Genomic DNA, 24,378 nt, shown 5'->3' on the forward strand with positions numbered 1-24,378 from the left:
CTAGTGGGGCAGATTGAAGTATGGATAGTTCTACAATTCTAAGCCTAATAGCGGTTAAATATTTGTTGATTGTTTGTCTGCTCAATCCTGTTAATTCCTTGATTTGAACTGCGTTCAAATCAAGAGAGAAATACTTAATTATTTCTCTAAATCTCTTCTCTGAAATACGGGAACGATTTACATACTTGTTTTTTTACTTTCATAACGGTACTTTAACATGGTTTTAAATATGCTTGGGTTGTCATGACCCAATAAATTATAGGTATTGAATGTAATTCTAGTGTGTCTAGAAGAGGGTTTTTTGTAACAAAGTGTAAGCGGATGTTGTGCGAATGCACATAATAATGGCTTGCTTGTAACGTCTAGTTACTTTGGTAAGATAAGGTATGCAGAAACTCCACCTTTGCTGGCGTTTTCTATTCTAAGACTTCCACCATGCTCAATAGCAATATTTCTGGCGATACTAAGCCCCAACCCAGTGCCACCAGTTTTGTTATTTCTGGATTCTTCCAATCGATAAAATGGCTCAAAAATTTTATCTAAATCTTTATCTGGTATCGAATCACCATTGCTGTATATAACAATTTCAACAGTTTCTTTATGATCTTGAATTTCAACTGAAACTTCCCCATTTCCATACCGATATGCATTTTCCAATAGATTGGTTAAACAGCGCCTAATAGAAACCAATTGAATATACAGGGGTTTTTCTACCTTTCCATGAATTTCAAATGGCATGCCCAAAACTCTAAAGTCTTCTTGCAGGCTTTCTAATAAAGCTTCTAAATTGACCTTTTTCCTCAACTCATTTTTTTCTGTTCCACGCATAAAGGAAAGAGTGGTATTTACCATTTTTTCCATATGATCTAAGTCGCCTTTTATTTCATTACTGAGTTTTTTGTCATCCAATAATTCAAGACGAAGTCGAAGGCGTGTTATTGGTGTTTTTAGATCGTGTGACACTGCAGATAGAATACGTACCCGATCACTTACAAATTTTACAAGTCTTTCTTGCATAGTATTAAAGGCCATGGTAGCCAATTTAACTTCTGTAGGTCCTTTTACATCTAATGGTGGGCTCTTAATATTTTTTCCCAATGCTTCGGCAGCTTGAGATAGTGTAGATAATGGCCTTGTAACCCAACGTACTGCAATCCATGTTAAGAATAAAACAGCAACCATCAATACTAATAATGCCACTACTAAACGAACAGGCCACTCAAAAATTTTCTTAGGTAAGAAGTAATGAAAATCTGCCCAAACCCCATCTTTAAGTTTAATTTGAACATGGAACGACTGAATCAATAAAATAGACTGAGAGTCGTTATTTATTAATTGTGTCTCGATATTTGGACGGCCATGTCTAATAATATCTAAAGAATGCCTAGATTCAACAATTTCAACATGAGCCTCATATCCTAAAGGCAGTCCTTGTTGTAAATATTCCTTAAACAAGTGAACCAATCCCTCATTATTTTCAGATGTCGAATGATTGGAATGATTCTTAAAATTACCCAAGGAAACTTCAAGAGGGTAGCCATTAATTGCATCAATAACTGCCGGCCTAGATTGAATATCAATAGAATCTAGTAGTGTAACGATCGAACTTATTTTATCCGCACTATCTGCGCCAATTGTTTGATGTAAGACAGAATCCCTATCATAAAGATGAACAAGACCACTCAAAAGCTGTGGCACCATAAGTCCAACTAGAAGAATTGTCAATAAACGCCCATAAAGCGATTGAGGTATTATTTTCATACCATTATTAATAAAATTTTACCAAAGGAGAGAATAAATAGCCTTCACTACGCACGGCATGCAATATCTTTAGGTTTTTAGGGGTTTCATCAAGTCTTTTTCTAATGCAGCCTACTAGTACATCAATACTACGATCAAACGAATCACTCTCTCTACCCTGGGTAAGGTTTAATAACTGTTCTCGACTTAGCGTCCTACCACTATTGTCAATAAAAACTTTCAATAATTGAAATTCGCCATCACTCAATGGAATCACAACCCCCTCTGGAGAAGTTAAATGACGCTGCTGAAAATTTAATACCCAATTAGAAAACTCCGCTCTAATAGTTTTTGCATTACTAGATGTATCATCAGACATTGAAGCTCTACGTAAAACACTCTTAATGCGGGCTAACAACTCTCTAGGATTAAACGGCTTAGAAATGTAATCATCGGCACCCATTTCCAAACCTAGAATTCGATCTGTTTCTTCACCCATTGCAGTTAGCATAATAACAGGGGTGTTCGAATCAGCGCGCAATCTCCTAAGCAAAGATAACCCATCTTCGCCCGGCAACATTAGATCCAATATAATTAAATCAAATGACTCTTCTCTCAATATTGAAAACATCTCCTGACCATCAGCAACAACACTTACTTGAAACTCTGTCTTCTGTAAATACTGTTTTAACAAATGACGAATTTCTGAATCATCATCAACAACCAATAGTTTTAATTTATTATTTTTCATGTATTTTTAAATTTTACGCTTGTTTTTTTTACAAGAAATAAATTAAAATATTGGTGAATTTCATAAAAAAACCCCCTGCAAATCATTTAAAAAATCATAGCCTTTAGTGGTTGGTATGATTCGATTTTTATCAATATCGAGCAATCCATCTAATGCCACCTTATCAAGATTGTTCTTAATACTATCAATAGAGAGACCCGTCCTTCTATCAAACAAATCCATATCAAATCCATCTTTTAAACGCAGTGCATTGAGCATAAACTCAAAGCCGGGATTGCTAATAATTTCAGTCGTTTTTTGTCGTTGATTAATATAATCTTTGGGGGATTTTGACTTTAGTGTGCGAATAATTTTTTGTTCATTTTTCAGGGTAATTTTCCCGTGCGCACCTGCACCAATGCCAATATAATCACCAAACTCCCAATAATTAATATTGTGTTTTGAGGGTGTTTTTCCAAAAGCAGAAACCTCGTAACGATTAAAACCTTTATCTTCCAACAGTTTAACACCCGCTTCGCCCATTTTCCAAATATCATCCTCTTTTGGCAAGGTGGGCGGAAATTTTGCAAACAAGGTATTTGGCTCAATGGTGAGTTGATAAAAAGAAATATGGGTTGGTCCAAGCTCAATCGCTTGTCTTAGATCTAACAAGCAACCTTCTAATGTTTGACCTTTCAGCCCATACATTAAATCAATATTAAAATTATCAAACAACTTTGCAGCTTCGGTGCAGGCCTTGCCTGCCTCATCTGCATCATGAATACGACCTAAAGACTTTAAATTCTGGTCATTAAAGGATTGCACACCAATAGATAAACGATTAATACCAATACCCTTGAAAGCCTTAAATTTTTCGATTTCAAAAGTACCTGGATTGGCCTCTAAGGTAATTTCAATATCATTTTCAAATGTTAATCTAGATCTAAGCCCCTCAAATAACTTGGATAAATCTAACTCACTCATTAGGCTTGGTGTTCCGCCACCAATAAATATCGAGCCAATTGATCGACCTTGTGCGTAACTTAGATCTTCATCAAGATCTTCAAGTAATAATTCGATATAACCTTCTCTATTATCGCCTTCATGAGAATTAAAGTCACAATAAGGGCATTTTTTTACACACCATGGATAATGAATATAGAGTGCTAATGGTGGCAATTCCAACATGCTTTCTAGGTAAGAATTAAGCTTGTAACTCGATCAACAATGCTTGCAATGCTTTGCCACGATGAGAGATGTTATTCTTTTGCTCTGGAGTCAACTCTGCTGAGGCTTTTTGATGTATAGAAACATAGAAAATTGGATCATAGCCAAAACCATTTTCACCTACTTTTTCACGTAGAATTTCACCTTCCCAGCCACGCTGAATAATAATTGGCGTCGGATCATTTGCATGTTCAACAAAAACAATCGCACACCAAAATCGTGCTGTGCGCTTACCGTCAGGCACATCTTGCATATCCTCTAAAACCTTAATTGTATTAGCCTCGTCATCACCATGATTACCCGCATACCGAGCAGAATAAATACCTGGCGCACCATTTAAAGCATCTATAACAATACCAGAATCATCAGCTAGTGCAGGTAAGCCAGATTGCTCACTAGCATTACGCGCTTTAATCAGTGCATTTTCAACAAAGGTTAGGCCGATTTCTGGCACCTCTTCTACACTCATATCACTCATCGAAACAACATCATAAAGCCCCTCTAACATGGTGTTAAATTCTCTAATTTTTCCCTTGTTGTTACTAGCAAGAATGATTTTTTTCATAATAGATAAGCGTAAAGTCTCAGTGTATAATCGACTGAATATAAAAAAAATTTGGAGCACATTATGACTCAAGACGAAATGAAATTTGCAGTTGCGCAAGAGGCACTTAAGTACGTTGTTAAGGATACTATTATAGGCGTAGGCACAGGATCTACTGCTAATTTTTTCATTGATGCATTGGCAACTATGAAAGGCGATATTAAAGGCTGTGTTGCAAGTTCAGTTGCAACAGCTGAGCGCTTAGAAGGCCATGGCATTAAAGTATTTGACTTGAACGAAGTTGAAGCTATTTCTGTTTATATTGATGGTGCTGATGAGTCTGACGATGGATTAAACCTTATTAAAGGCGGTGGTGGTGCGCTTACGCGTGAAAAGATTGTTGCTGCTGTTGCTGACAAATTTGTTTGTATTGCTGATGAATCTAAATTGGTTAAAGTAATGGGCAACTTCCCATTGCCAGTAGAAGTTATTCCTATGGCTGCAAACTACGTCATGCATCAAATTACACGTAGAATTGGTGGCACACCTTTTATCAGAGAAAATTTTACGACTGATAATGGCAACTTAATTTTAGACGTAGAAGGGCTAAAAATTACAGATGCAAAAACCATGGAAACAGAAATAGATAGTATTATTGGTGTTGTTACCAATGGTTTATTTGCCAATCGTGGTGCAAATGTATTATTACTCGGCACACCAAATGGTGTGAAAGTAGTCGGCACTTAAACTAATTTAGGGCAATTCTTTGTAAAGATCGATGCGCTTTTCCAAGCGTTCAATTTCTACATCAATAACATCAAATAAATCTTGCGAGTTAGTGATTGCTTTGGCACGCTCATAACGAGTAATTGCTAAGTTTAATTTACCCTGTTGGATTAACGCTTTGGCATTATGAATATGAACCCTATCCAGGTACCCAAGATCTACATATAAAGAAGATAGCAACTTGTGCGATAGATAAGTACCCTGATTTTTCTTTAAATAACGCTTTAATAGGCTAATACCTTTTTGCGTTTGTTGATTATCAAGATAGGCTTGAGCCGCAAAATAAATAGCCGCTTCATCATCAATTGCCTGTGCAAAATACTGTTGTGATTTTTCAATTTGATTAAGCTTAGCGTAAATTCTTCCAGCTAGTAAATTGCTAGATACACTGTCATTTGAAACCAACAATTGATCAACAAATCTTTTGGCAACTGAATAATTTTGACTCTCTAAGGCATCATAAGCTTGCATATACACGGTTAAATTTTTATCTTTTTCAAGCTTAATACGCTTATGCTGATGATAATACAAGCGCGCCTTAACTGTTTTATAAGTGAACGAATCTTCTCGATGATCACCTTCTATTCGGCTTGATCGTTGCATAGAATCAGAAATACGGTTAATGCTCAATGGATGAGAGCGCAGAAACTCTTGAGCATCGGCACTGTCTTTTAATTTTTCAAAAAAGTGCGCCATGCCTTTTGGATCAAATCCTGATTTAATCAGCATATTGGTGCCAATACGGTCTGCCTCCCATTCATGCTCGCGGGTAAAGTTAATGTTTTGCTGAGCAGTTGCGGCTATGGTAGAAGTGGCAATAGCCTGTGAAACCTCTGAACTTTCCACTAAAGCAGCAGCCAACATACCTGCCATCATAATATAAGTTTGCTTGTTGGTTTTGTCACTAAAACGCGCCAGATGATTTTGAGTGACATGGGAAATTTCATGTGACAGCACACCCGCCAATTCAGCTTCAGAATCAGAACGCAACAACATGCCCGTGTGCACGCCAATATAACCATAAGAGCCCGCAAAGGCATTAATACTGTCATCATTTAATAGAAAAAATCCAAAATGTTTTTCAGGATTTTCACTGTATCGAGCCAACTCATGCCCCAATGTCTTTAAATAAACTTGCGCTTCAATATCGGCAACAACGGAATTGGTATCCCAAATAATTTGTAAAAATTCATTACCATGCTTTTGCTCTTGTAGCGATTCACCTAAAGCCAACTCAGGAACCTTAAGTGCATTGAGATTAAAACTCAGTAATAGTAATAGTAAAAACTTAATCATGAGTTTATTATATTTGACTCTTACCCTTCGTGCGACTAAAATGATTAGACTTGTCTTATTAAAAGATAGGATTAATTAATTAATTTCAATATACAAAGGAGTCCACAATGGCTGACGAAACTTTAGATGCATCAGGCTTAAACTGCCCATTACCAATTTTAAAAACTAAGAAAGCACTATCAAAAATGGATGCAGGCAAAATCTTAGACGTAATTTCTACAGATGCTGGCTCAGTAAAAGATATTGAGGCTTTTTGTAACCAAACTGGCAACAAGCTTATTTCTACAACTGAAGATGGTGGTAAGTACATCTTCACAATTGAAAAAGTTTAATTCATAATCGCTTCAAAGGGGAATAACTATGGCAGCTAAAGAAAACAATAAAATGACTATCATCGCTACTAAAGGTACTTTTGATTGGGCATTCCCGCCTTTCATTATTGCTTCTACTGGTGTTGCAATGGATAAAGAAGTAACCATCTTCTTTACTTTTTACGGTTTAAATCTTTTATTAAAAGACACTTCAAAGCTTAGAGTTTCTCCAATTGGGAACCCTTCTATGCCGATGAAAATGCCTTTTGGCCCTAAGTGGTTACAAAAAATTGATTTTGGCCCTAAACTGCCTAATCTTTTTTGGCAAATTCCTGGTACTGAGTGGTTAGCAACTTATCTAATGAAAAAAACTATGGCTAAGCATGGCGTTGCTAAGATGGAAGAATTACGTGAAATGTGTCAAGAATTTGATGTTAAATTTATTGCTTGTGAAATGACAGTTGAGTTATTTGGCTTTGATAAAGCAGACTTTATTGATGGCGTTGAATTCGCTGGCGCTGCAATGTACTTTGATGAAGCGGCTTCGGGCGATCACCACTTATATATGTAATTTTTACTTTGTCTTTTTATCTTTATACTGCGTTAGACTCTTCAAAATTCTCAATCACATAGTTTCATCTATGCTCAATCGAGATTTTGTAAAATCCGCCTTGTAAAAGAAAAAAATACTAGCAAAAAAAGTGATAAAAAAAACCTCCGAAAGGAGGTTTTTTATTATCTAAATATTGATCGATTTAAGTCCAATCTAAACTAAGCCAGTTTCGTTCTTTAGCGATTTGAAGAAGTTTGTCATCGCCATGCACAACTATCGGATTATCAACTAGCTCAAGCATTGGCAAATCATTATGTGAATCGGAATAAAAATAAGCACCAGACATACTCTCGCCTGTTTGCTCTAGCCAACGATTCAAATGCACAATTTTTCCTGCTTGAAAACAAGGCTCGCCTTCAACTTTTCCAGTGAAACCACCATTCACCATTTCAGGATTAGTAGCCAAAAGATTATCGATACCATAACGCTTTACAATCGGCGCTGTTACAAAGCTATTAGTTGCTGTAATAACCAAAATTGTGTCGCCTTTAGCCTTGTGCTCATCAATTACAGCTTGAGCCTTGGGTAATAATATTTTCTCAATTTTGTCATGCATAAATTGTTGATGCCAAGTATTAAGTGTTGACAAGGTATTTTTTGATAAAGGCTCTAAACAAAATTCTAAATATTCATTAATATCAAGCTTTCCGAGTGCATATTGATCAAAGAAATATTGATTTTTAGCCTGATAGCTTTTAGGGTCTACTGCACCAATTTCACTCATAAACTCACCCCAGAGAAAATCACTATCTCCACCAATGAGTGTTTTATCTAAATCAAAAATTGCCAATGCCATATTCTTACCTACCTTTTAATATCGTTAATTATTTGACTAAAATCATCTACTAAATGAAGTAACTCTAAATCAGTTTTATCAATATAGCCCAACTGAGCAAGCGACTCGAACCAGCTAATAATAGGCGACCAAAAATCAGTGCCAAATAAAAACAGTTTAATAGGTTTGTTTTTTCTAGTTTGAATCAATGTCAACACTTCCAATAATTCATCCGCAGTGCCAAACCCTCCTGGAAAAAATACACAGGCGTCAGCCTGCTTTATTAGAGCCACCTTCCGAGTAAAAAAATGCTCAAACAAAATACATTCATCTAGATAGGGATTGGGTGCTTGTTCTTTTGGTAGCTTAATATTCAAACCAATACTTTTTGATTTTCTTTCAAAGGCGCCCTGGTTAGCTGCCTGCATAATGCCTGGCCCTGCGCCTGTCAACACATTAAACCCAAGATCTGACAACAGCCTTCCCAATTGAAAAGCTTGCTGAGCCAAAGGGTCTGATTGGGAAATTCTGGCAGATCCAAAGATACTAACACTTGGACCCAAGCCATCAAGCTGACTAATCGCCCTATCTAGTTCAGATTTAATAACTTCAGTATTCATTAAATAACTTTACAGTTTGGTAAACACTCGTCCTGCTGCATCAATCGTTGCCTGAATGTCTTCGTCAGAATGTGCACTTGAAACAAAACCAGCTTCATAGGCAGAAGGTGCCATATAAATACCTTCTTCCAACATTAAGTGATAAAACTTTTTAAATCGATCAACGTCACATTGAGAGGTTTCATGAAAATTTGTTACCGCTGTAGAATCGGTAAAGAAAAGACCAAACATGCCGCCCACAACATTCGCCGTCATACCAATATTGTTTTCTTTTGCTTTGGCCAGGACTCCGTCAATCAAAGTTTTTACCTTTGCGCCTAATGTTTTGTAGAAGCCCTTATCTGCAGACAATGCTTCAAGCATCGCCAAACCTGCCGACATAGACATAGGGTTGCCTGACAATGTGCCCGCCTGATATACAGGACCTAATGGCGCAATTGATGACATAATCTCACGCTTGCCGCCAAAAGCGCCCACTGGCAAACCACCACCAATAATCTTGCCCAGTGTCGTTAAATCAGGCTTAACGCCATAAACCTCTTGAGCGCCACCAAGTGCTACGCGGAATCCCGTCATTACTTCATCAAAAATTAAAATCACCCCGTGTTCGTCACAAACTTCGCGCAAGCCTTGTAAAAATCCATCAATGGGTGGAATGCAATTCATGTTGCCAGCTACTGGCTCAACAATAATACAAGCCACTTCATCGCCAACTTCGCTTAAAGTTTGACGAACCTGAGCGATATTGTTGTATTCTAGGGTTAGTGTATGCTTGGCAAAATCAGCTGGCACGCCTGGCGAGGTTGGTACGCCAAGTGTCAATGCACCCGATCCTGCTTTAACCAATAAAGAATCAGAGTGGCCATGGTAACAACCCTCAAATTTAATGATTTTATCTCTGCCAGTGTGTCCACGAGCAAGGCGAATCGCACTCATAGTTGCCTCTGTACCGGAGCTAACCATACGCACCATTTCAATAGATGGTACCAATTCACACACTTTTTCAGCCAGTGTGGTCTCGATTTGCGTTGGCGCACCAAATCCCAATCCATTTTCTAAAGTAGCTTTAACGGCATTGACCACATCTTGATTAGCATGGCCAAGAATCATAGGACCCCATGAAGCAACATAATCAATATATTTTTTATCATCTACATCAAATAAATAGGCGCCTTTGCCTTTGGTAAAAAAGATCGGATTTCCACCAACACCATTAAAGGCACGAACGGGCGAGTTAACCCCACCTGGAATAACTTTTTTTGCTTGTTCGAATAAAATATCTGATTGACTCATGCTTGCTCCTAATAATTTGCGCTGATTTGTGGATACTCTTTTAAATGGGTAATATGTGACCACACGATCAAGATATTATCCAATAATAATTTGAGGTTGACACTGGTTTTTGACAGTCTAATGGCTCGCTGAACATCGTCCAATAATTGAAATAAAAAATCTGATCTCACATTGCCAATCACTTGATTGAGCTCTACTAGACCACCTTCTTCTTTTGTTGTCTTCAGTCTAATAGCCTCAATAATTAGATTCTGTAAACAAGCTAATACCTCCAACTCGTTACCTTCAAATTCACTGATTTGATTGATCATCAATGGATGTGTAGCAATACTAAGTAGTTGGTTTTGATATGCCTGATAAGCAATAAAACCGCCATCAGATAATTCACTCAATACTTTAAAAGGCACGCCATGTGTATTTTCAAGTAATTGAGCTACATCAAAATCAGCATTTTGAGTCTCACTTAACTGACTTGTTAGCCATTGCTGTGTCTGTTCGCTATAACTAGGTGCAATGTGAATATTCTGACAACGAGATACAATAGTTGTTGGCAAGTTTTGAACATTATGCGCTAGAATGATAATCAGTGTATTTTCTCTTGGCTCTTCCAATGTTTTTAGCAAACTATTGGCAGCGTTAATATTCATCTGATCGCCATAAAAAATAACGCCAATTTGTAAGTCATCGGCGGTTTTATTTAAAGCCTCGCAAAATGCACGAATTTGATCGATGCGGATATCTTTAGAACGATTCTTAGTTTTTTCATTAATTTCACCTGCACGACAATAAATCATATTGGTGTAATTAGAGCGCCTAATCAATACTGGATGATCAAGCTCTTCAAGGATATTATCTCGTCGAATGATTGAATCATCCTTAAGCAATATACCAACCAACTGCTGCATTAACTCAAACTTTCCAATTTTCTCAACACCGGTAATTAACAATGCATGTGGCAGATGATTTAAATCAACCATCTTTTGTAACTTTGAGAGTGCTTGATCGTGCCAGGGAAGATTCATAAGCTTGCTAAAATTTGCTCAATTTGAGCACTGGTATGCTCTTTTGTCCTGGAGGAGTCAATCAGCTTAATGCGCTCTGGGTATTTTTCCGATCTAGCAATGTAAGCCTGTCGTACACGCTCAAAAAAATCCATCGCCTCAAGTTCGATCCGATCTTTTTTACCCCTTGATTCTACGCGTGACATGCCTTGCTCTACAGGGATGTCTAGTAACAATGTCATATCAGGTGTAAAGTCTTGCAATACCCACTGTTCTAATTGCTCAATACGCTCAGCATCAAGCCCACGACCACCGCCTTGATAAGCATAAGAAGCATCGGTAAAACGATCACTCAACACCCAATCACCACGCTCAAGTGCAGGGATAATTTTTTCATGAATGTGTTCATTTCTAGCAGCAAACATTAGTAATAATTCACTATCACTATGCATAGATTTAGTTTTGGTACTGAGCAATAACTCACGAATTTTCTCGCCTAAATCTGTCCCACCAGGCTCTCGAGTTAAAATAACGTTAATACCTTTAGCTTGTAAATAATCACAAATAAAGCTTATTTGTGTACTTTTTCCCGCCCCTTCAACGCCATCAATAGTGATAAATTTTCCTTTTTTCATGGGTTTTATTTTAGATGCTTCTTGATGTTGGTTAAATGTTGTTTGTAAGTTTTTGCAAATGCGTGAGACCCATCTTTCTTAGCTACAAAAAATAGATATTCTGTTTTTAAAGGATGCATAGCAGCGGTTAAAGAATCTTGCCCTACTGATCCAATAGGTCCGGGCGGCAAACCCTTGTTTCGATAAGTGTTATAAGGGCTTTTAACCCAAAGATCTTTCTTACTCAGCTTGCCTGTATAAGCATCACCTAGAGCGTACACTACCGTTGGATCGGTTTGCAAGCGCATATTTTTTTTCAGTCGATTAATAAACACACCAGAGATCTTAGATTTTTCAGCACTATTTGCCGTTTCTCGCTCAATCAAGGAGGCCAAAATCAGCGCCTGATTAGCGCTAGATAATGGATGATTTTTAACTCTACCTTTCCAAGCACTATCAAGTTTTTCTTGCAGAATAACATGCGCCCTATCCAGAACACTAACAACACTATCGCCATAATTAATTTGATAAGTATCTGGCCAAAAACTAGCCTCATAAGGCACTTCAGCGATTGAATTCTCCAATGTTTTGTCAAGCGAATATTTATTTGTCAAGGCCTTATTATTGCTAAGCAGTTGATAATATTCACGCACCGTCCTACCTTCGATTAAACTAATATTTCGAGTCGCCACATTAGCTGTTGAAAAATCTTTAAGCAACTGCCAGACACCCATTCCAGGGCTTACATCATAATAGCCTGATTTTAATTGTGCATCTGCACCTGATAATTTTGCCGACCAAAGTACAAATAAACTCGAATTAACCAAGCCGTAACGCTTAAGATCATTTGCAGTTGAATAAATCGTTGCACCTTTAGGTAGTTCATAAATAGTGGCTTTAACGGTATTAATATTATTCGCCCAAAATGACCAAGCCAGTATTAAACCAAGTGCTAATAACAGCCCAAACTTTACAAAGCCTTTTTTAAGTCTTAAAGGTATTGAATTTTTTCGTTTAGAAAGGTATTTATCAAAATTATTTGAGAGCTTTTCAGTCAAACTATATTGGCTAAAATTTTGCTCATTAACCTGATGAACTGGCTTAATGCCGATTACACTATTGGTGATAAAAATTTCATCACAGCTGAGTAATTCTTCCATACTCAAACTGCACACTTCTACTGAGATATTTAATTTTTTGGCCAAACCGATCACAGCCTGCCGTCTTGTACCTTCAATGCCACACACGTCTAAACTTGGCGTTAAAAGTACGCCATTTTTAAACGCAAATACGTTACCTTGACTAACTGAAATAACTTGACCTTGTGGATCAAGCATCAGGCATTCTTGTGTGTTTAGATTAGTACGCGCCAATATTTGCTCTAATCGATTGCAATGCTTTATTTCAGCCAGTAATTGATTCGTTGCATAACCACTAGCGCACAAACCTAAGGAATAGTTGCTCGCCAAATCTGGCATTTCAGAAACAATCACAATACGCGTTGGCTTAATATTTCTATCAAAGCCGTAGCCGCGGCTAGTCTCTCCACGAGAAAGAATAATCTTCACCACGGCATGATTTAATTTAGACAATGAAACTGCTTTAGCGATATCTTTTAACCACACCGATTGTTTAATTGGATTGATGTGCAGTCGTTGCGAACCTTTGTCCAATCGCGCAAAATGCTGCTGCGCTAAAATCAACTTGCCATCCTTTACCATGCAAGTTTCAAACAAACCGTCACCAAACTGAACTAAGCGATTAAACACGCTTAGTTTGCTTTGTTTTTTTCCATTAATTAAAATAACTGACTTCATGAGTAAGTATTATAATTCAGTGAATCTTTAAAGTAACACTGATAAATAAATCACCTTACCAATTTAAACAATATCACTTTTAATAGACTAAGTGTTGTTTAGGTAGATATTCCCACCCTTATGGTTAATTATGGTGCTAAAATCTTGAATTCGTAACAATTTATTAAATTTTAAAAAAGGGAGAGAAAAATGGGTGGAGTTATTAATTTAGTCAAATGGGTGTTAATGATTATTGGTGCAATCGCTGTTTATTACGGCGTATCACTGCAAGTTAAATACAATGGTGTAACTGGAAAGGTAATTAGTGAAATAATTTCTCCAACATTACACCCAGATTCAATGGCAAAAGTTTATATGCCAATGACAAATAAATTATTAGATACGGGTGACATCACCATGGCCTCTATTGTTCGTGTTAAAGTTGCCGACGATGTTTCAAATGAAGATGTTGAAGAAGCAATGGAAAGTATTGCAACTGCTGAAGGTATTCGTTCTGTAGGCATGTTGCCATTATCAGAAATGGTTGAACTACAAACTGGCGAAAAACAAAGATTCCTTAAAATATATCAGTACTGCTCTCCACGTACTGCAATGACAATGGTTGATCATTCAGATGCATTTTCTGCATACTTACCTTGTCGCTTGGCTCTAATCGAAGACAAAGAAGGTCAAAGATGGTTGTACACACTTGACATGAATGCAATGATTTATGGTGGCGCACCTCTTCCAGACTTCTTATTAGAGAAAGCGCTAGAAGTTAAGCGTGTTATCACAGCGATTCAAATGGGTGGCGCAGAAGGCGACTTCTAAACCAGCAACTGAATCAGTTAAAAACCGCCCATTTGGGCGGTTTTTTTTTGCTCTAAAATAACCAAATCAATCTAAATAATAATACATGAAGCCCATTTACCACAACCTAGAATTCGGCATTACTTGCATTGACACGCAGCATATGCGACAAGATTTTGTCGCTGCTTACTTAATAGAGAATAATAACCGAGCTGCTTTTATTGACACTGGTTGTTATTTATCTGTACCCACCCTGCTAGCAACTTTAGAGGCTAAAAATATTAGCCGAGAATCGGTTGATTATATTATTCTCACCCATATTCATTTGGATCATGCGGGTGGTCATCAAACCGATGAAAATCGCCATAAAGCTATTAAAGAATCGTTACTTAACTATCTGCTTGATATATCCACAAAACACGGCGTAATGCTTAATAAAGCGCAGCAAACAGAGTTATTTAAGGGTGATTTGGAAATCTGCGCACAAGGCTTAGGCATTTGGCTAGATAAAGAGGCTAGCTACCAGTAAGAACAGCAGTAATCTGTTACCTTTTTAACCTTTAATTTAAAGCTAGAATCTTTCGCTACTTCAAATGAACTACCCTTGGCAAAAGTTTGCCATTCACTTTCGCCAGGTAAAAGCACATCCATCTCACCCGCTTGAATCTCCATTAGCTCATTATCATCAGTACCAAACTCATAATCACCCGGCATCATAATACCTAGTGTTTTTTCGAGCCATCTGCAAACTGAACAACGCGGCTAGTCACCTTGCCATCACAATAAATATTCGCTTCTTTTATAACCGTTACATTTTCAAAACTTGACATAGATTCCTTAAATTTTATCCAAAATATATTGGGTTAATAATGGCACAGGGCGGCCAGTTGCGCCTTTTTTAGCACCACTTACCCAAGCTGTTCCAGCAATATCTAGATGTGCCCAGCGATAATCTTTGGCATATCTAGCCAAGAAACAAGCGGCAGTCACCGAGCCTGCTTCACGTCCACCAATATTACCCATATCAGCAAAATTTGACTTTAACAATTCATCGTACTCCTCATCAATTGGCAATTGCCAAGTAGTATCTAGGGAGGCTTTTCCTGCAGCAATTAAATCATCAGCCAGGTCTTGATCATTTGCCATCAAACCACAATGATGCTTTCCAAGCGCAACAATTACAGCGCCTGTTAATGTTGCTGTATCAATCACCACTTCAGGATTAAATTTTTCAACATAAGTTAGGGCATCGCACAAAATCAAACGCCCCTCTGCATCGGTATTTAAAATTTCAATAGTTTGGCCAGACATACTGGTTACCACATCACCTGGTTTTGAAGCATTATGCGCTGGCATATTTTCAACTGTTGGCACAACAATGGTTAAGTTAATTTTTGGCTGCATCTGTGCGATAGCACGCATCGTACCTAATACTGAAGCGGCGCCACACATATCATATTTCATTTCATCCATACCAGCACCAGGCTTCAAAGAAATACCACCACTATCAAAAGTAACACCCTTACCAATAATAACAATCGGCTTAGCATCACCATTGCCTTGATAACTTAAGCTAATTAATTTTGGTGGCTCAATAGAGCCTTTTGAAACAGACAATAACGAACCCATACCAAGTGCAGACATGTCTGACTCTTCAAGCACTTCACAGTCTAGACCAAACTCTTTGGCTAAATCTTGCGCAGTTTGTGCCAAATATGAAGGTGTGCAAATGTTTGAAGGAAGATCGCCCAAATGACGAGAAAGTGCCATACCATCTGCAATTGCTAGCGCTTTATCAATATCAATTTGACTGCCAGAATCAAAACAAATAGACTGCAAAGATTTGTCTTTTGGCGCATCTAGGTTGATTTTTTGCACTTGATAATTATCATTAGCTATGGCTTGTGTCATAATTTGAACAAATCTATCAATCTCAAGCACTGGTATAAATAAATCACTAATATCAAATTTATTAGCTGTTTGGGACAAGCTCAAAGCGAGTTTCTGAATCATCTTTGCGTTTAATATTGTATCTTTAACGCCAATTTTTATCTGTTTTTGTTCAAATTTAAGCTGGTTAAATTCTAATGTTTGATCAAATACCACTAAGGTTTGGCTGTTAATTACTTGCTCGGCTCTAAATTTCATATTATTTGCAACTCATATTTGTGAAATGCGTATAATTTTATCATCTACTTATATTAATCAATCCTATGTTTAAAAAAATACTGCTGACCTCACTACTAATTTCTACAACGATTATGGCGGACAAAAATGACATTGTCAAAAGCCTTAGTCCGATTTTTCAAGGTATTAGCATTGAAGATATTAGCAAAACCGATTTTAAAGGTGTATATGAGGTTATCAATAAAAACCCAATTGAGGCATTTTATGTTTCAGAAAACGGTCGTTATTTAATTCAGGGTGATGTTATTGATTTATTAAGTCGTAGCAGAATGCGCGGTAGCGATAAAGTATCGGCGTTTAAAAAATCACTTCTAGCTGGTATTAAAGAAAAAGATAAAATCATCTTCAAGGCTGACAACGAAAAACACGTTGTGCATGTTTTTACCGATGTAGATTGTCCATTTTGCAGGAAATTACACTTCGAAATGGACAACATGAATGCACTCGGAATTACAGTTAAATACCTAGCTGCACCACTAGCAAGTTTGCACCCAGCCGCTCAAGGAAAAATGGAAAAAATATGGTGTGCTGAAGACAGAGTGCAAGCCATGAATGACTACAAAAAAACCAAAAAACTACCTAATGTTACTGCTTGTGACAACCCAGTTGCCGAACAATTGGCTATTTCTGAGCAGCTTGGTGTCAATGGCACACCTGCCATTTTCTTAGAAAATGGCAGGCATATTCCTGGATACATGCCTGCTAAAAAACTACTAGCAGAAATACAATCAACACTTGGAAAATAATCCACGCATTATTGCACTTGATGCAATTTGTTCGGTTGTTCTTGATAAAAAATCACTTTCCAACTTTGTCTATCCTCAGCAGGATAACGCCTTAGTCAAATCCTTAGTATTTGGCACTATTCGTTTTTATCATCAGCTCAATGATATTGTTAGCAAACTGCTTGATCATTCCTTAAAAAAGCAGGATTTGGACATTCATTGTCTGATGTTGTTAGGTGCTTATCAAATTTTATACTCCAATGTTGCTACCCACGCTAGTGTATTTGAAACCGTCAATGTGACAGTTGATATTGATAAAAGCTGGGCAAAAGGCTTGGTGAATGCCATCCTCAGACAAATTGATCGCAACAAAGAAAAGCTATTAGCACAAACGCATTATTCACATCCAACCTGGATGGTCAAAAAAATCAAGCAAAACTACCCGAATGATTTTGAGCAAATCCTTGAGCAAAATAATATTCAAGCACCGATGACTATTCGCGTACATCCAAAAACTTCTACGGCTGATTATCAACAACAATTAAGTGATCTAGATATTACCAGTCAAACACTCGAAGTTGCGCCTCAGGCTTTGGTTTTAGACAAACCGATGAGTGTGTACGCTTTGCCTGATTTTGAAACAGGATCTTGTTATGTGCAAGACGGATCGCCACAATTATTCGCACCTCTGCTAGATCCAAAAGAAGGTGATCTTGTCCTTGATGCTTGCTCTGCGCCCGGTGGTAAAACTACGCATTTATCTGAACTTGCGCCCAAGGCAAAGATTATTGCGCTGGATAGTGACAAGGATAGGCTCGAGCGTGTTGCACAAAACGCCCAACGATTCAATATTAACAATATAGAAATTATCCGTGGCGATGCTCAAGAACAAGACTGGTGGGATAAAAAACACTTTGACAAAATCTTACTCGATGCGCCGTGTTCAGCTACCGGCGTTATCCGTCGCCATCCAGATATTAAGCTTTTACGAAAGCCTAAAGACATTACCGCCTTGGTTGAACTGCAATCTAAAATTTTGGACAATTTGTGGCAAATGCTAAAACCTGGCGGCACGCTACTTTATGCCACTTGCTCAATTTTAAAAGCTGAAAATGAATTTCAAATCGCTGACTTTCTTTACAGTCATGACGATGCTAGGGAAATTAAAATTGACTTAGACTGGGGTGTAAAAACAGTTATTGGCAAGCAACAACTTCCAAGCCCTAATTTTGATGGTTTTTATTACGCAAAATTAAGCAAAATTTCTTAACGCATAACAAGCCGATTAACCAGTAATCAAATACTTTTCAGCGTGCTCAATATCCTCAACTAAACCACTCAATACGATGTGATCATTGTCACGGATTCGCGTCTCTTCAGAAGGGTTTTCACCTCTAACATGCCCACGTTTAATTGCCTCAACTTTGACGTTGTAACTTTTTAATTTCAGGTCTTTTAGGCGACGACCAATAGCATACATCGAACCCTCAACCAATACACTATGAATAATACCTTTCATCACTTGATGCTGCTCCATCGGATTATCATCCTCACCAGGATAAAAATTTTCAAGAATTTTATATCGATCTTGACGAATTTGACGCGTCTGCCTTAATACTTTACTGGCTGGCTGACCAATCATTAGCATCAAATGCGAAGCCAACATAATGCTAGATTCAAAAGTATCAGGAATTACCTCTGTCGCTCCTGCTTCAAATAACTCATTGAGATGTGAATCATCCAATGTGCGCACTAAAATAGGTAACTTTTTATTGAGTTGCCTAGTCGTTTTAATTATTTTTAATGTAGCATGAAAATCACTAAAGGTAATAATCATTACCTTTGCTTTATTAATTTCTGCCGCCATTAAAATACTCTGCTTAGCTGCATCACCATAGTAAACTGCCTCACCCGCATCTTGAGCCTCATGTACACGCTTAATATCCATATCCAGTACAACAAACGCATGATTTGCCTTGTGCAAAAATCGCTCAACTGTTTGACCAACACGACCAAATCCACACAAAATAACATGGCCACTTAGGTATTTACTTTCCTCAATAATGGTATTTTCTATTTCTTGATGATTATTAGAATAAGAATCTTTATGCATAAATTTTGCAATTTTGCCATTAAATTTAATCATAAATGGCGCTAGAGACATACTCAACACTGCAGCAGTTAATAAAATATTGCCCGTTTCATTTGGCAGTAAATCAAATGCGAAGGCTAAGCTTAATAACACCAAGCCAAACTCTCCCACTTGTGACAAAGACAAGGCGATACGTAAAGATATACCACCCTCTTTACCAAACAATCGAGCAGTTACATAAAGAATGCCTCCTTTGATCAAGATAATCGCCAGAGTAATCAATATAATAACCAAAAAATGTTGGGCTAAGATTTCAAGAGAAATAGACATGCCGATGGTGACAAAAAACAGCCCTAATAAAATATCCTGAAAAGGCCTAATATCTGCCTCAATCTGATGTCGATATTCGGTTTCACTAAGCATTGTGCCCGCCAAAAAAGCACCCAATGTCATTGACAATCCCATTTCTTCAGTAAAGGCTGCTGCACTTAATGCAACGGTTAAAACCGTTAACGTAAAAAGCTCTTGAGACTTAGCACTAGCCACCTCATGAAATAGTGGCTTAAGTAAATATTTGCCAATCATATGAATCAAAACAACTACAAACATACCTTTTAAAAAGGCTATGCCTAACACCCAAGATATACTATCACCACCATCACCATTCATTGCCAAAGCAGGAATAAGAATCAATAATGGAATAACCATGATATCTTGAAAAATAAGAATGCCTAGCGCAGAACGACCATGTCGAGATTTAATTTCAGATTGTTCGGTTAATTGTTTGATCACAATAGCGGTTGAAGAAAGTGCAAAAGCACTTGCAATAACAATACTAGTGTTTGTATCCAAACCTGCCAAATAAGTAATCAAATAAATCACAATCGCAGTTACAAAAACCTGGACAGCACCCATACCAAATACTTGTTTTTGCATGGCGATCATTTGCCCAATAGAGAACTCCAAGCCAATTGCAAATAATAAAAATACAATGCCGAACTCAGCTAAAGCCTCAATATTTTCCGCTTTCTCAATAAATCCAAATCCATTTGGGCCAACAATAACACCAACAATAATGTATCCCAAAATAGGTGGGAAATGCAAACGACGCGATATAGAAACCGTTATCACAGCAATGGCAAGTAACAAAACAATTTGTATTAATAAGTGCTCGTTCATAATTAAATAAAAAATACTAATTCTATTATTTTAAACCAATTCGAGGCGCTTTCTTAAATTACTAGCATGATGATATCAAAGGAAATTAAAATTGACCTGGATTGGGGTATTAAAACAGATGTAAGATAATACTGCCTTTAATCGTAAAGGCATTTTAATCCTCGGGGGGGAATATGAAAAAAATACTATTAGCTATCATTGCTTTTACAACATTACCTTTAGCGCTTGTCAAAACACCATGAATGGCATTAAGAAAAAGAAAGGTCACTTTCCAAAGCTAACAGATGGTGTAACTATTACTCCTTCTGGTGTGGCTCGCATTGGCGAATTGCAACAACAAGGCTATTCTTATATTAGACCTTAGTTAAAAAAAATTCAATAAAAAAGGCGCTTAAAGCGCCTTTTTTATTGAATTATTTCTCTAAAGCAATATCCAGCACTTCATCAATCCACTTAACCTTGATAACATTAAGCTTGCCTTTAATTTTTTCAGGCACTTCAGAAAGCTCACGCTCGTTATCATCAGGGATGATCACGGTTTTAATGCCGCCACGCAATGCCGCTAGCATTTTTTCTTTGAGTCCACCAATTGGGGTGATCTCGCCTCTTAAGGTAATCTCACCTGTCATCGCCACATCCGCCTTAACTTTGCGACCCGTTAATACAGACACCAATGCTGTACACATTGCCGCACCCGCACTTGGGCCATCTTTAGGGGTTGAGCCATCAGGTACGTGAATGTGAATATCAAGTTTTTCTTGGAAGTCATTAGCAATGCCTAATTCTTTAGCACGCGTACGCACCACACTCATCGCTGCTTGAATAGACTCTTTCATCACATCGCCTAATTGTCCAGTATAGTTAAGCTTGCCTTTGCCCTTATAAGCAGTAGCCTCAATGGTAAGTAAATCACCACCCACTGACGTCCAAGCAAGACCTGTTACTTCACCAATTTGATTATTTTCTTCAGCTAAACCAAAGCGATGTTTTTTGACACCTAGATATTTCTCTAAATTTTTATCACTAATCGTTGCCTTGGTTTTGCGCTTTTTAATCACCACTTCTTTAACCACTTTTCGGCAAATAGTGCTAATGGTTCTACTTAAACCACGCACACCCGCTTCACGAGTGTAGTAACGAATAATATCTAAAATTGCTGAATCTTTAAAGCTAATTTCACCAGCCTTAACACCATTATTTTCCATCGCTTGCTTGATTAGATGACGTTTGGCAATTTCAAGTTTTTCATCTTCGGTGTACCCGGATAACTCGATAATTTCCATACGGTCTAACAGTGGCTGAGGCAAATCCAACGAATTGGCTGTGGCTACAAACATCACCTGAGAAAGGTCATAATCTACTTCTAAATAATGATCATTAAAAGTGTGGTTTTGCTCAGGATCTAGCACTTCAAGCATTGCCGAAGAAGGGTCACCTCGATAATCACTGGCCATTTTTTCAATTTCATCAAGCAAAAATAACGGATTTTTTACCTTTACTTTTTGCATTTTTTGCACGATTGAACCTGGCATAGCACCAATGTAGGTACGTCGATGACCACGAATCTCCGCCTCATCACGAACACCGCCTAAAGCCATGCGCACGTATTTACGATTAACTGCTTTAGCGATAGACTCACCCAATGAGGTTTTACCCACACCTGGAGGGCCAACCAAACATAAAATATTGGCTTTATTATGTGAAACACGTGTTTGTACAGCTAAATGTTCCAAGATTCGCTCTTTTACTTTGTTTAAACCGTAATGATCATCATCAAGAATTTTTTGTGCTTTTTTAAGATTCTTGTTGATGATGGTTTTTTTCTTCCACGGAACTTCGCATAAATTCTCAATATAGGTGCGAATGATAGAGGCATCAGAAGAATTTGATGACATACGTGATAATTTCTTTAGCTCACTCTGGGCTTTTTCCTTAACCACTTTAGGCATTTTTGCCTTATTAATACTAAGCTGTAATTCTTCAATTTCATTTTCATCTTCTGCTTGACCCAACTCTTTCTGGATTGATTTCATCTGCTCATTCAGATAATAATCACGTTGATTAGATTCCATTTGCTTACGTACACGAGATTGAATCTTGTGCTCAGTATCAAGTACTTCAATTTCACTTTGAATCACAGTTAAGATTTTATTTAATCTATCTTGGGCTTTATCACCACCTAATAAAGCTTGCTTTTCTGATACTTTAAGGGATAAATTGGCAATAATAACATCACTAAAACGCTCAACATCAGTTACATCTTTAAGCATTTTTAAAACTTCTTCTGGAATTTTTTTGTTAAGCTTAATGTATTTTTCAAAACTTTCTAACGCCAGTCTCATCATCGCTTCAACTTCAGTGTCATTTTCAATTGACAAAGATAATTCACTTAATTGCACTTCACTGTATTCTTCAAGATCAATAATCGCCTCAACTTTAGCACGCTTAACACCCTCTACTAAAACCTTAATAGTGCCATCTGGCAATTTTAACATTTGCAAAATAGTTGCTAATGTACCAACTTCATGTAGATCATCGTATTGAGGGTTTTCAATTTTATCGTCTTTTTGAGTTACCAGAAAGATGTATTTATTAGTGCCCATTGCCTGGGTGATAGCGTTGATTGAGGTATCTCTGCCAACGAATAATGGCATAACCGTATGTGGAAACACCACCACATCTCTAAGCGGTAGTAACGGAACATTCTCAAGATTTAAATCGATTTTTTCTATTTCGGGCTTTGTTCCCATAACAACTTAACACCTTTCTTGTTTAATAATTTAGATAGATAGTGATGAGTAACGTTAATTTCAAGTATCCAGCGACCGAAATCATCCACCTTTTCGTTGTGGATATAGCCAATATTATGAATTTCACTTCGAATATAAGCACTCATCACGTCCAGCTCTATCTTTGCATGCGTCATCATACCACTCAGCTGCTCTGCAAGCGCTAGATATAATAAATCAATACCCTCACCAGTTTTGCTAGAAATCCAAACTCGATACACTCTGCCAGATTCATCTCGATCTAAACGAGGCTCAACGTTTTCTATGCAATCAATCTTATTCATCACTAAGATTGTTGGTATTTTGCTAGCACCAATTTCATTAATAATTTTTTCAACCTGACCAATTTTTTCAATATTGTACTCATCAGCCGCATCGACAATATGCAGTAGCACATTAGAGCGCTTAGTTTCCTCTAGCGTGGACTTAAAAGCGTCAACCAAATCATGAGGTAAGTCTTGAATAAAACCCACTGTATCGGCAATAACAGCCTCGCCTGAAGCTGGCAATATAACGCGTCTAATGGTTGAATCTAGGGTTGCAAAAAGTTGGTCGTTAGCAAATACTTGAGCATTGGTCAGGGTGTTGAATAAAGTTGATTTTCCAGCGTTAGTATAGCCTGCCAGTGCAATCATTGGTAATTCGTTTTTAGTGCGAGATTTACGTCCTAAATCACTCTGCTTGTGCACTTTATCTAAGCGCTTAGTGATATTTTTAATGCGTACTGCAATCAAGCGTTTATCGGTTTCTAGCTGAGTCTCGCCTGGACCACGCATACCGATACCACCTTTTTGACGCTCAAGGTGTGTCCAACCACGCACTAAACGCGTTGATAGGTGGCGCAGTTGTGCCAACTCAACTTGTAATTTTCCTTCAAAAGAATTTGCCCTTAAAGCAAAAATATCCAAAATAAGACCGGTACGATCCATCACCTGACACTCTAATGTTTTTTCTAGGTTGCGCTCTTGAGAAGGAGAAAGTTCTGGCGAGAATATAACTAAATCAAGTTCAAGCTCTTTGACCATTTGTGCAATTTCATCAACTTTACCAGTACCAATATAATATTGTGCCTTGGCTGAATTTCGATTAACTTGAATAGAATTAATGATATCCAAGCCTGATGACTCGGCTAGCTCTTTAAATTCGGACTTTGCATTATGAATATTACGCGTTGAAGGTAGCTCAACATAAACCAACAAGGTTCGTTCACCTTGTCCTACAGCATCTTTTTGACGATCAAATAATTCCAA

General features: G+C 37.5%; 23 protein-coding genes and 2 pseudogenes. 8 read left to right on the top strand and 17 right to left on the bottom strand.

The window, feature by feature from the left end; all coding sequences use genetic code 11:
* The 5 genes and pseudogenes from BTHERMOSOX_RS01905 to rdgB all read right to left on the bottom strand — a co-directional run.
* A pseudogene (locus BTHERMOSOX_RS01905) lies at window positions 1-166 on the bottom strand (IS1595-like element ISBaz1 family transposase); the annotation flags it as partial.
* Window positions 167-366: 200 nt separating this feature from the next.
* Window positions 367-1,761 carry an ATP-binding protein gene (locus BTHERMOSOX_RS01910; RefSeq protein ID WP_138118874.1) on the bottom strand — a complete coding sequence of 465 codons (1,395 nt, stop codon included), beginning with the start codon at window positions 1,759-1,761 and terminating at the stop codon, window positions 367-369.
* A gap of 7 nt (window positions 1,762-1,768) precedes the next feature.
* The gene (locus BTHERMOSOX_RS01915; RefSeq protein WP_138118876.1) at window positions 1,769-2,491 is read right to left on the bottom strand and encodes a response regulator; all 723 of its coding nucleotides are present in this window, start codon (window positions 2,489-2,491) and stop codon (window positions 1,769-1,771) included.
* A gap of 60 nt (window positions 2,492-2,551) precedes the next feature.
* The gene (gene hemW / locus BTHERMOSOX_RS01920) at window positions 2,552-3,658 is read right to left on the bottom strand and encodes a radical SAM family heme chaperone HemW (protein ID WP_138118878.1); all 1,107 of its coding nucleotides are present in this window, start codon (window positions 3,656-3,658) and stop codon (window positions 2,552-2,554) included.
* A 16-nt stretch (window positions 3,659-3,674) separates the two neighbouring features.
* Window positions 3,675-4,262, bottom strand: a complete 588-nt coding sequence (gene rdgB / locus BTHERMOSOX_RS01925) for an RdgB/HAM1 family non-canonical purine NTP pyrophosphatase (protein WP_138118880.1) — start codon at window positions 4,260-4,262, stop codon at window positions 3,675-3,677.
* Window positions 4,263-4,325: 63 nt separating this feature from the next.
* Here rdgB and rpiA point away from each other — a divergent pair, with 63 nt between their 5' ends.
* Window positions 4,326-4,988: a ribose-5-phosphate isomerase RpiA gene (gene rpiA / locus BTHERMOSOX_RS01930; RefSeq protein ID WP_138118882.1), complete on the top strand. Its 663-nt coding sequence runs from the start codon at window positions 4,326-4,328 to the stop codon at window positions 4,986-4,988.
* Between the two features lie 6 nt (window positions 4,989-4,994).
* Here rpiA and BTHERMOSOX_RS01935 read toward each other — a convergent pair whose 3' ends face one another.
* Window positions 4,995-6,323 carry a M48 family metalloprotease gene (locus BTHERMOSOX_RS01935; protein ID WP_138118884.1) on the bottom strand — a complete coding sequence of 443 codons (1,329 nt, stop codon included), beginning with the start codon at window positions 6,321-6,323 and terminating at the stop codon, window positions 4,995-4,997.
* Window positions 6,324-6,430: 107 nt separating this feature from the next.
* On the opposite strand from BTHERMOSOX_RS01935, the gene BTHERMOSOX_RS01940 reads away from it, so the two are divergent.
* The gene (locus tag BTHERMOSOX_RS01940) at window positions 6,431-6,655 is read left to right on the top strand and encodes a sulfurtransferase TusA family protein (RefSeq protein WP_138118886.1); all 225 of its coding nucleotides are present in this window, start codon (window positions 6,431-6,433) and stop codon (window positions 6,653-6,655) included.
* Window positions 6,656-6,683: 28 nt separating this feature from the next.
* The gene (locus BTHERMOSOX_RS01945) at window positions 6,684-7,205 is read left to right on the top strand and encodes a DsrE/DsrF/DrsH-like family protein (protein WP_138118888.1); all 522 of its coding nucleotides are present in this window, start codon (window positions 6,684-6,686) and stop codon (window positions 7,203-7,205) included.
* A 184-nt stretch (window positions 7,206-7,389) separates the two neighbouring features.
* On the opposite strand, the gene BTHERMOSOX_RS01950 is transcribed toward BTHERMOSOX_RS01945, so the two are convergent.
* From BTHERMOSOX_RS01950 to mltG, 6 genes are read right to left on the bottom strand one after another with little or no spacing between them, the layout of a single operon-like run.
* The gene (locus BTHERMOSOX_RS01950; protein ID WP_138118890.1) at window positions 7,390-8,043 is read right to left on the bottom strand and encodes a histidinol-phosphatase; all 654 of its coding nucleotides are present in this window, start codon (window positions 8,041-8,043) and stop codon (window positions 7,390-7,392) included.
* 8 nt (window positions 8,044-8,051) lie between these two features.
* Window positions 8,052-8,642 (bottom strand): LOG family protein, encoded by a 591-nt coding sequence (locus BTHERMOSOX_RS01955; RefSeq protein WP_138118892.1) that lies wholly within the window; start codon window positions 8,640-8,642, stop codon window positions 8,052-8,054.
* A 9-nt stretch (window positions 8,643-8,651) separates the two neighbouring features.
* The gene (gene hemL, locus BTHERMOSOX_RS01960) at window positions 8,652-9,935 is read right to left on the bottom strand and encodes a glutamate-1-semialdehyde 2,1-aminomutase (protein WP_138118894.1); all 1,284 of its coding nucleotides are present in this window, start codon (window positions 9,933-9,935) and stop codon (window positions 8,652-8,654) included.
* Between the two features lie 8 nt (window positions 9,936-9,943).
* Complete coding sequence (locus BTHERMOSOX_RS01965; protein WP_138118896.1) at window positions 9,944-10,957, bottom strand: DNA polymerase III subunit delta'; 1,014 nt, start codon at window positions 10,955-10,957, stop codon at window positions 9,944-9,946.
* On the bottom strand, window positions 10,954-11,571 hold the full coding sequence (tmk, locus tag BTHERMOSOX_RS01970) for a dTMP kinase (protein ID WP_138118898.1): 618 nt from the start codon (window positions 11,569-11,571) through the stop codon (window positions 10,954-10,956). Before tmk ends, BTHERMOSOX_RS01965 begins: the two co-directional genes overlap by 4 nt.
* A gap of 5 nt (window positions 11,572-11,576) precedes the next feature.
* On the bottom strand, window positions 11,577-13,367 hold the full coding sequence (gene mltG / locus BTHERMOSOX_RS01975; RefSeq protein ID WP_138118900.1) for an endolytic transglycosylase MltG: 1,791 nt from the start codon (window positions 13,365-13,367) through the stop codon (window positions 11,577-11,579).
* A gap of 189 nt (window positions 13,368-13,556) precedes the next feature.
* Here mltG and BTHERMOSOX_RS01980 point away from each other — a divergent pair, with 189 nt between their 5' ends.
* Entirely contained in the window at window positions 13,557-14,177 is a 621-nt protein-coding gene (locus BTHERMOSOX_RS01980; RefSeq protein ID WP_138118901.1) for a DUF302 domain-containing protein, read from the top strand.
* Between the two features lie 85 nt (window positions 14,178-14,262).
* Window positions 14,263-14,685 carry an MBL fold metallo-hydrolase gene (locus BTHERMOSOX_RS01985; protein WP_138118903.1) on the top strand — a complete coding sequence of 141 codons (423 nt, stop codon included), beginning with the start codon at window positions 14,263-14,265 and terminating at the stop codon, window positions 14,683-14,685.
* Here the strand turns inward: BTHERMOSOX_RS01985 and ppnP are convergent.
* Window positions 14,676-14,986: pseudogene (ppnP, locus tag BTHERMOSOX_RS01990) on the bottom strand (pyrimidine/purine nucleoside phosphorylase). The gene BTHERMOSOX_RS01985 and the pseudogene ppnP sit on opposite strands and share 10 nt — an antisense overlap.
* Before the next feature lie 7 nt (window positions 14,987-14,993).
* Window positions 14,994-16,304, bottom strand: coding sequence for a leucyl aminopeptidase (locus tag BTHERMOSOX_RS01995; protein WP_138118905.1), 1,311 nt, complete (start codon window positions 16,302-16,304; stop codon window positions 14,994-14,996).
* A gap of 65 nt (window positions 16,305-16,369) precedes the next feature.
* Between BTHERMOSOX_RS01995 and BTHERMOSOX_RS02000 the strand changes: the two genes are divergently transcribed.
* Both BTHERMOSOX_RS02000 and rsmB read left to right on the top strand, forming a co-directional pair.
* Entirely contained in the window at window positions 16,370-17,089 is a 720-nt protein-coding gene (locus tag BTHERMOSOX_RS02000) for a DsbC family protein (RefSeq protein WP_138118907.1), read from the top strand.
* Complete coding sequence (gene rsmB / locus BTHERMOSOX_RS02005) at window positions 17,079-18,338, top strand: 16S rRNA (cytosine(967)-C(5))-methyltransferase RsmB (protein WP_138118909.1); 1,260 nt, start codon at window positions 17,079-17,081, stop codon at window positions 18,336-18,338. Before BTHERMOSOX_RS02000 ends, rsmB begins: the two co-directional genes overlap by 11 nt.
* 15 nt (window positions 18,339-18,353) lie before the next feature.
* Here rsmB and BTHERMOSOX_RS02010 read toward each other — a convergent pair whose 3' ends face one another.
* Entirely contained in the window at window positions 18,354-20,339 is a 1,986-nt protein-coding gene (locus BTHERMOSOX_RS02010; RefSeq protein ID WP_138118911.1) for a monovalent cation:proton antiporter family protein, read from the bottom strand.
* A 238-nt stretch (window positions 20,340-20,577) separates the two neighbouring features.
* Here BTHERMOSOX_RS02010 and BTHERMOSOX_RS11910 point away from each other — a divergent pair, with 238 nt between their 5' ends.
* Window positions 20,578-20,703, top strand: a complete 126-nt coding sequence (locus BTHERMOSOX_RS11910) for a DsrE family protein (RefSeq protein WP_283204833.1) — start codon at window positions 20,578-20,580, stop codon at window positions 20,701-20,703.
* A gap of 49 nt (window positions 20,704-20,752) precedes the next feature.
* On the opposite strand, the gene lon is transcribed toward BTHERMOSOX_RS11910, so the two are convergent.
* On the bottom strand, window positions 20,753-23,089 hold the full coding sequence (gene lon / locus BTHERMOSOX_RS02015) for an endopeptidase La (RefSeq protein WP_138118913.1): 2,337 nt from the start codon (window positions 23,087-23,089) through the stop codon (window positions 20,753-20,755).
* Complete coding sequence (hflX, locus tag BTHERMOSOX_RS02020; RefSeq protein ID WP_138118915.1) at window positions 23,068-24,378, bottom strand: ribosome rescue GTPase HflX; 1,311 nt, start codon at window positions 24,376-24,378, stop codon at window positions 23,068-23,070. Before hflX ends, lon begins: the two co-directional genes overlap by 22 nt.

This window comes from Bathymodiolus heckerae thiotrophic gill symbiont, from assembly GCF_900128515.1.
Classification (GTDB): Bacteria; Pseudomonadota; Gammaproteobacteria; order PS1; family Pseudothioglobaceae; genus Thioglobus_A.

Coding starts and splice junctions, on each gene's coding strand:
- BTHERMOSOX_RS01910 (WP_138118874.1), bottom strand. CDS start 1,761: ATGAAAATAATACCTCAATCGCTTTATGGGCGTTTATTGACAATTCTT.
- BTHERMOSOX_RS01915 (WP_138118876.1), bottom strand. CDS start 2,491: ATGAAAAATAATAAATTAAAACTATTGGTTGTTGATGATGATTCAGAA.
- hemW (WP_138118878.1), bottom strand. CDS start 3,658: ATGTTGGAATTGCCACCATTAGCACTCTATATTCATTATCCATGGTGT.
- rdgB (WP_138118880.1), bottom strand. CDS start 4,262: ATGAAAAAAATCATTCTTGCTAGTAACAACAAGGGAAAAATTAGAGAA.
- rpiA (WP_138118882.1), top strand. CDS start 4,326: ATGACTCAAGACGAAATGAAATTTGCAGTTGCGCAAGAGGCACTTAAG.
- BTHERMOSOX_RS01935 (WP_138118884.1), bottom strand. CDS start 6,323: ATGATTAAGTTTTTACTATTACTATTACTGAGTTTTAATCTCAATGCA.
- BTHERMOSOX_RS01940 (WP_138118886.1), top strand. CDS start 6,431: ATGGCTGACGAAACTTTAGATGCATCAGGCTTAAACTGCCCATTACCA.
- BTHERMOSOX_RS01945 (WP_138118888.1), top strand. CDS start 6,684: ATGGCAGCTAAAGAAAACAATAAAATGACTATCATCGCTACTAAAGGT.
- BTHERMOSOX_RS01950 (WP_138118890.1), bottom strand. CDS start 8,043: ATGGCATTGGCAATTTTTGATTTAGATAAAACACTCATTGGTGGAGAT.
- BTHERMOSOX_RS01955 (WP_138118892.1), bottom strand. CDS start 8,642: ATGAATACTGAAGTTATTAAATCTGAACTAGATAGGGCGATTAGTCAG.
- hemL (WP_138118894.1), bottom strand. CDS start 9,935: ATGAGTCAATCAGATATTTTATTCGAACAAGCAAAAAAAGTTATTCCA.
- BTHERMOSOX_RS01965 (WP_138118896.1), bottom strand. CDS start 10,957: ATGAATCTTCCCTGGCACGATCAAGCACTCTCAAAGTTACAAAAGATG.
- tmk (WP_138118898.1), bottom strand. CDS start 11,571: ATGAAAAAAGGAAAATTTATCACTATTGATGGCGTTGAAGGGGCGGGA.
- mltG (WP_138118900.1), bottom strand. CDS start 13,367: ATGAAGTCAGTTATTTTAATTAATGGAAAAAAACAAAGCAAACTAAGC.
- BTHERMOSOX_RS01980 (WP_138118901.1), top strand. CDS start 13,557: ATGGGTGGAGTTATTAATTTAGTCAAATGGGTGTTAATGATTATTGGT.
- BTHERMOSOX_RS01985 (WP_138118903.1), top strand. CDS start 14,263: ATGAAGCCCATTTACCACAACCTAGAATTCGGCATTACTTGCATTGAC.
- BTHERMOSOX_RS01995 (WP_138118905.1), bottom strand. CDS start 16,304: ATGAAATTTAGAGCCGAGCAAGTAATTAACAGCCAAACCTTAGTGGTA.
- BTHERMOSOX_RS02000 (WP_138118907.1), top strand. CDS start 16,370: ATGTTTAAAAAAATACTGCTGACCTCACTACTAATTTCTACAACGATT.
- BTHERMOSOX_RS02010 (WP_138118911.1), bottom strand. CDS start 20,339: ATGAACGAGCACTTATTAATACAAATTGTTTTGTTACTTGCCATTGCT.
- BTHERMOSOX_RS11910 (WP_283204833.1), top strand. CDS start 20,578: ATGAATGGCATTAAGAAAAAGAAAGGTCACTTTCCAAAGCTAACAGAT.
- lon (WP_138118913.1), bottom strand. CDS start 23,089: ATGGGAACAAAGCCCGAAATAGAAAAAATCGATTTAAATCTTGAGAAT.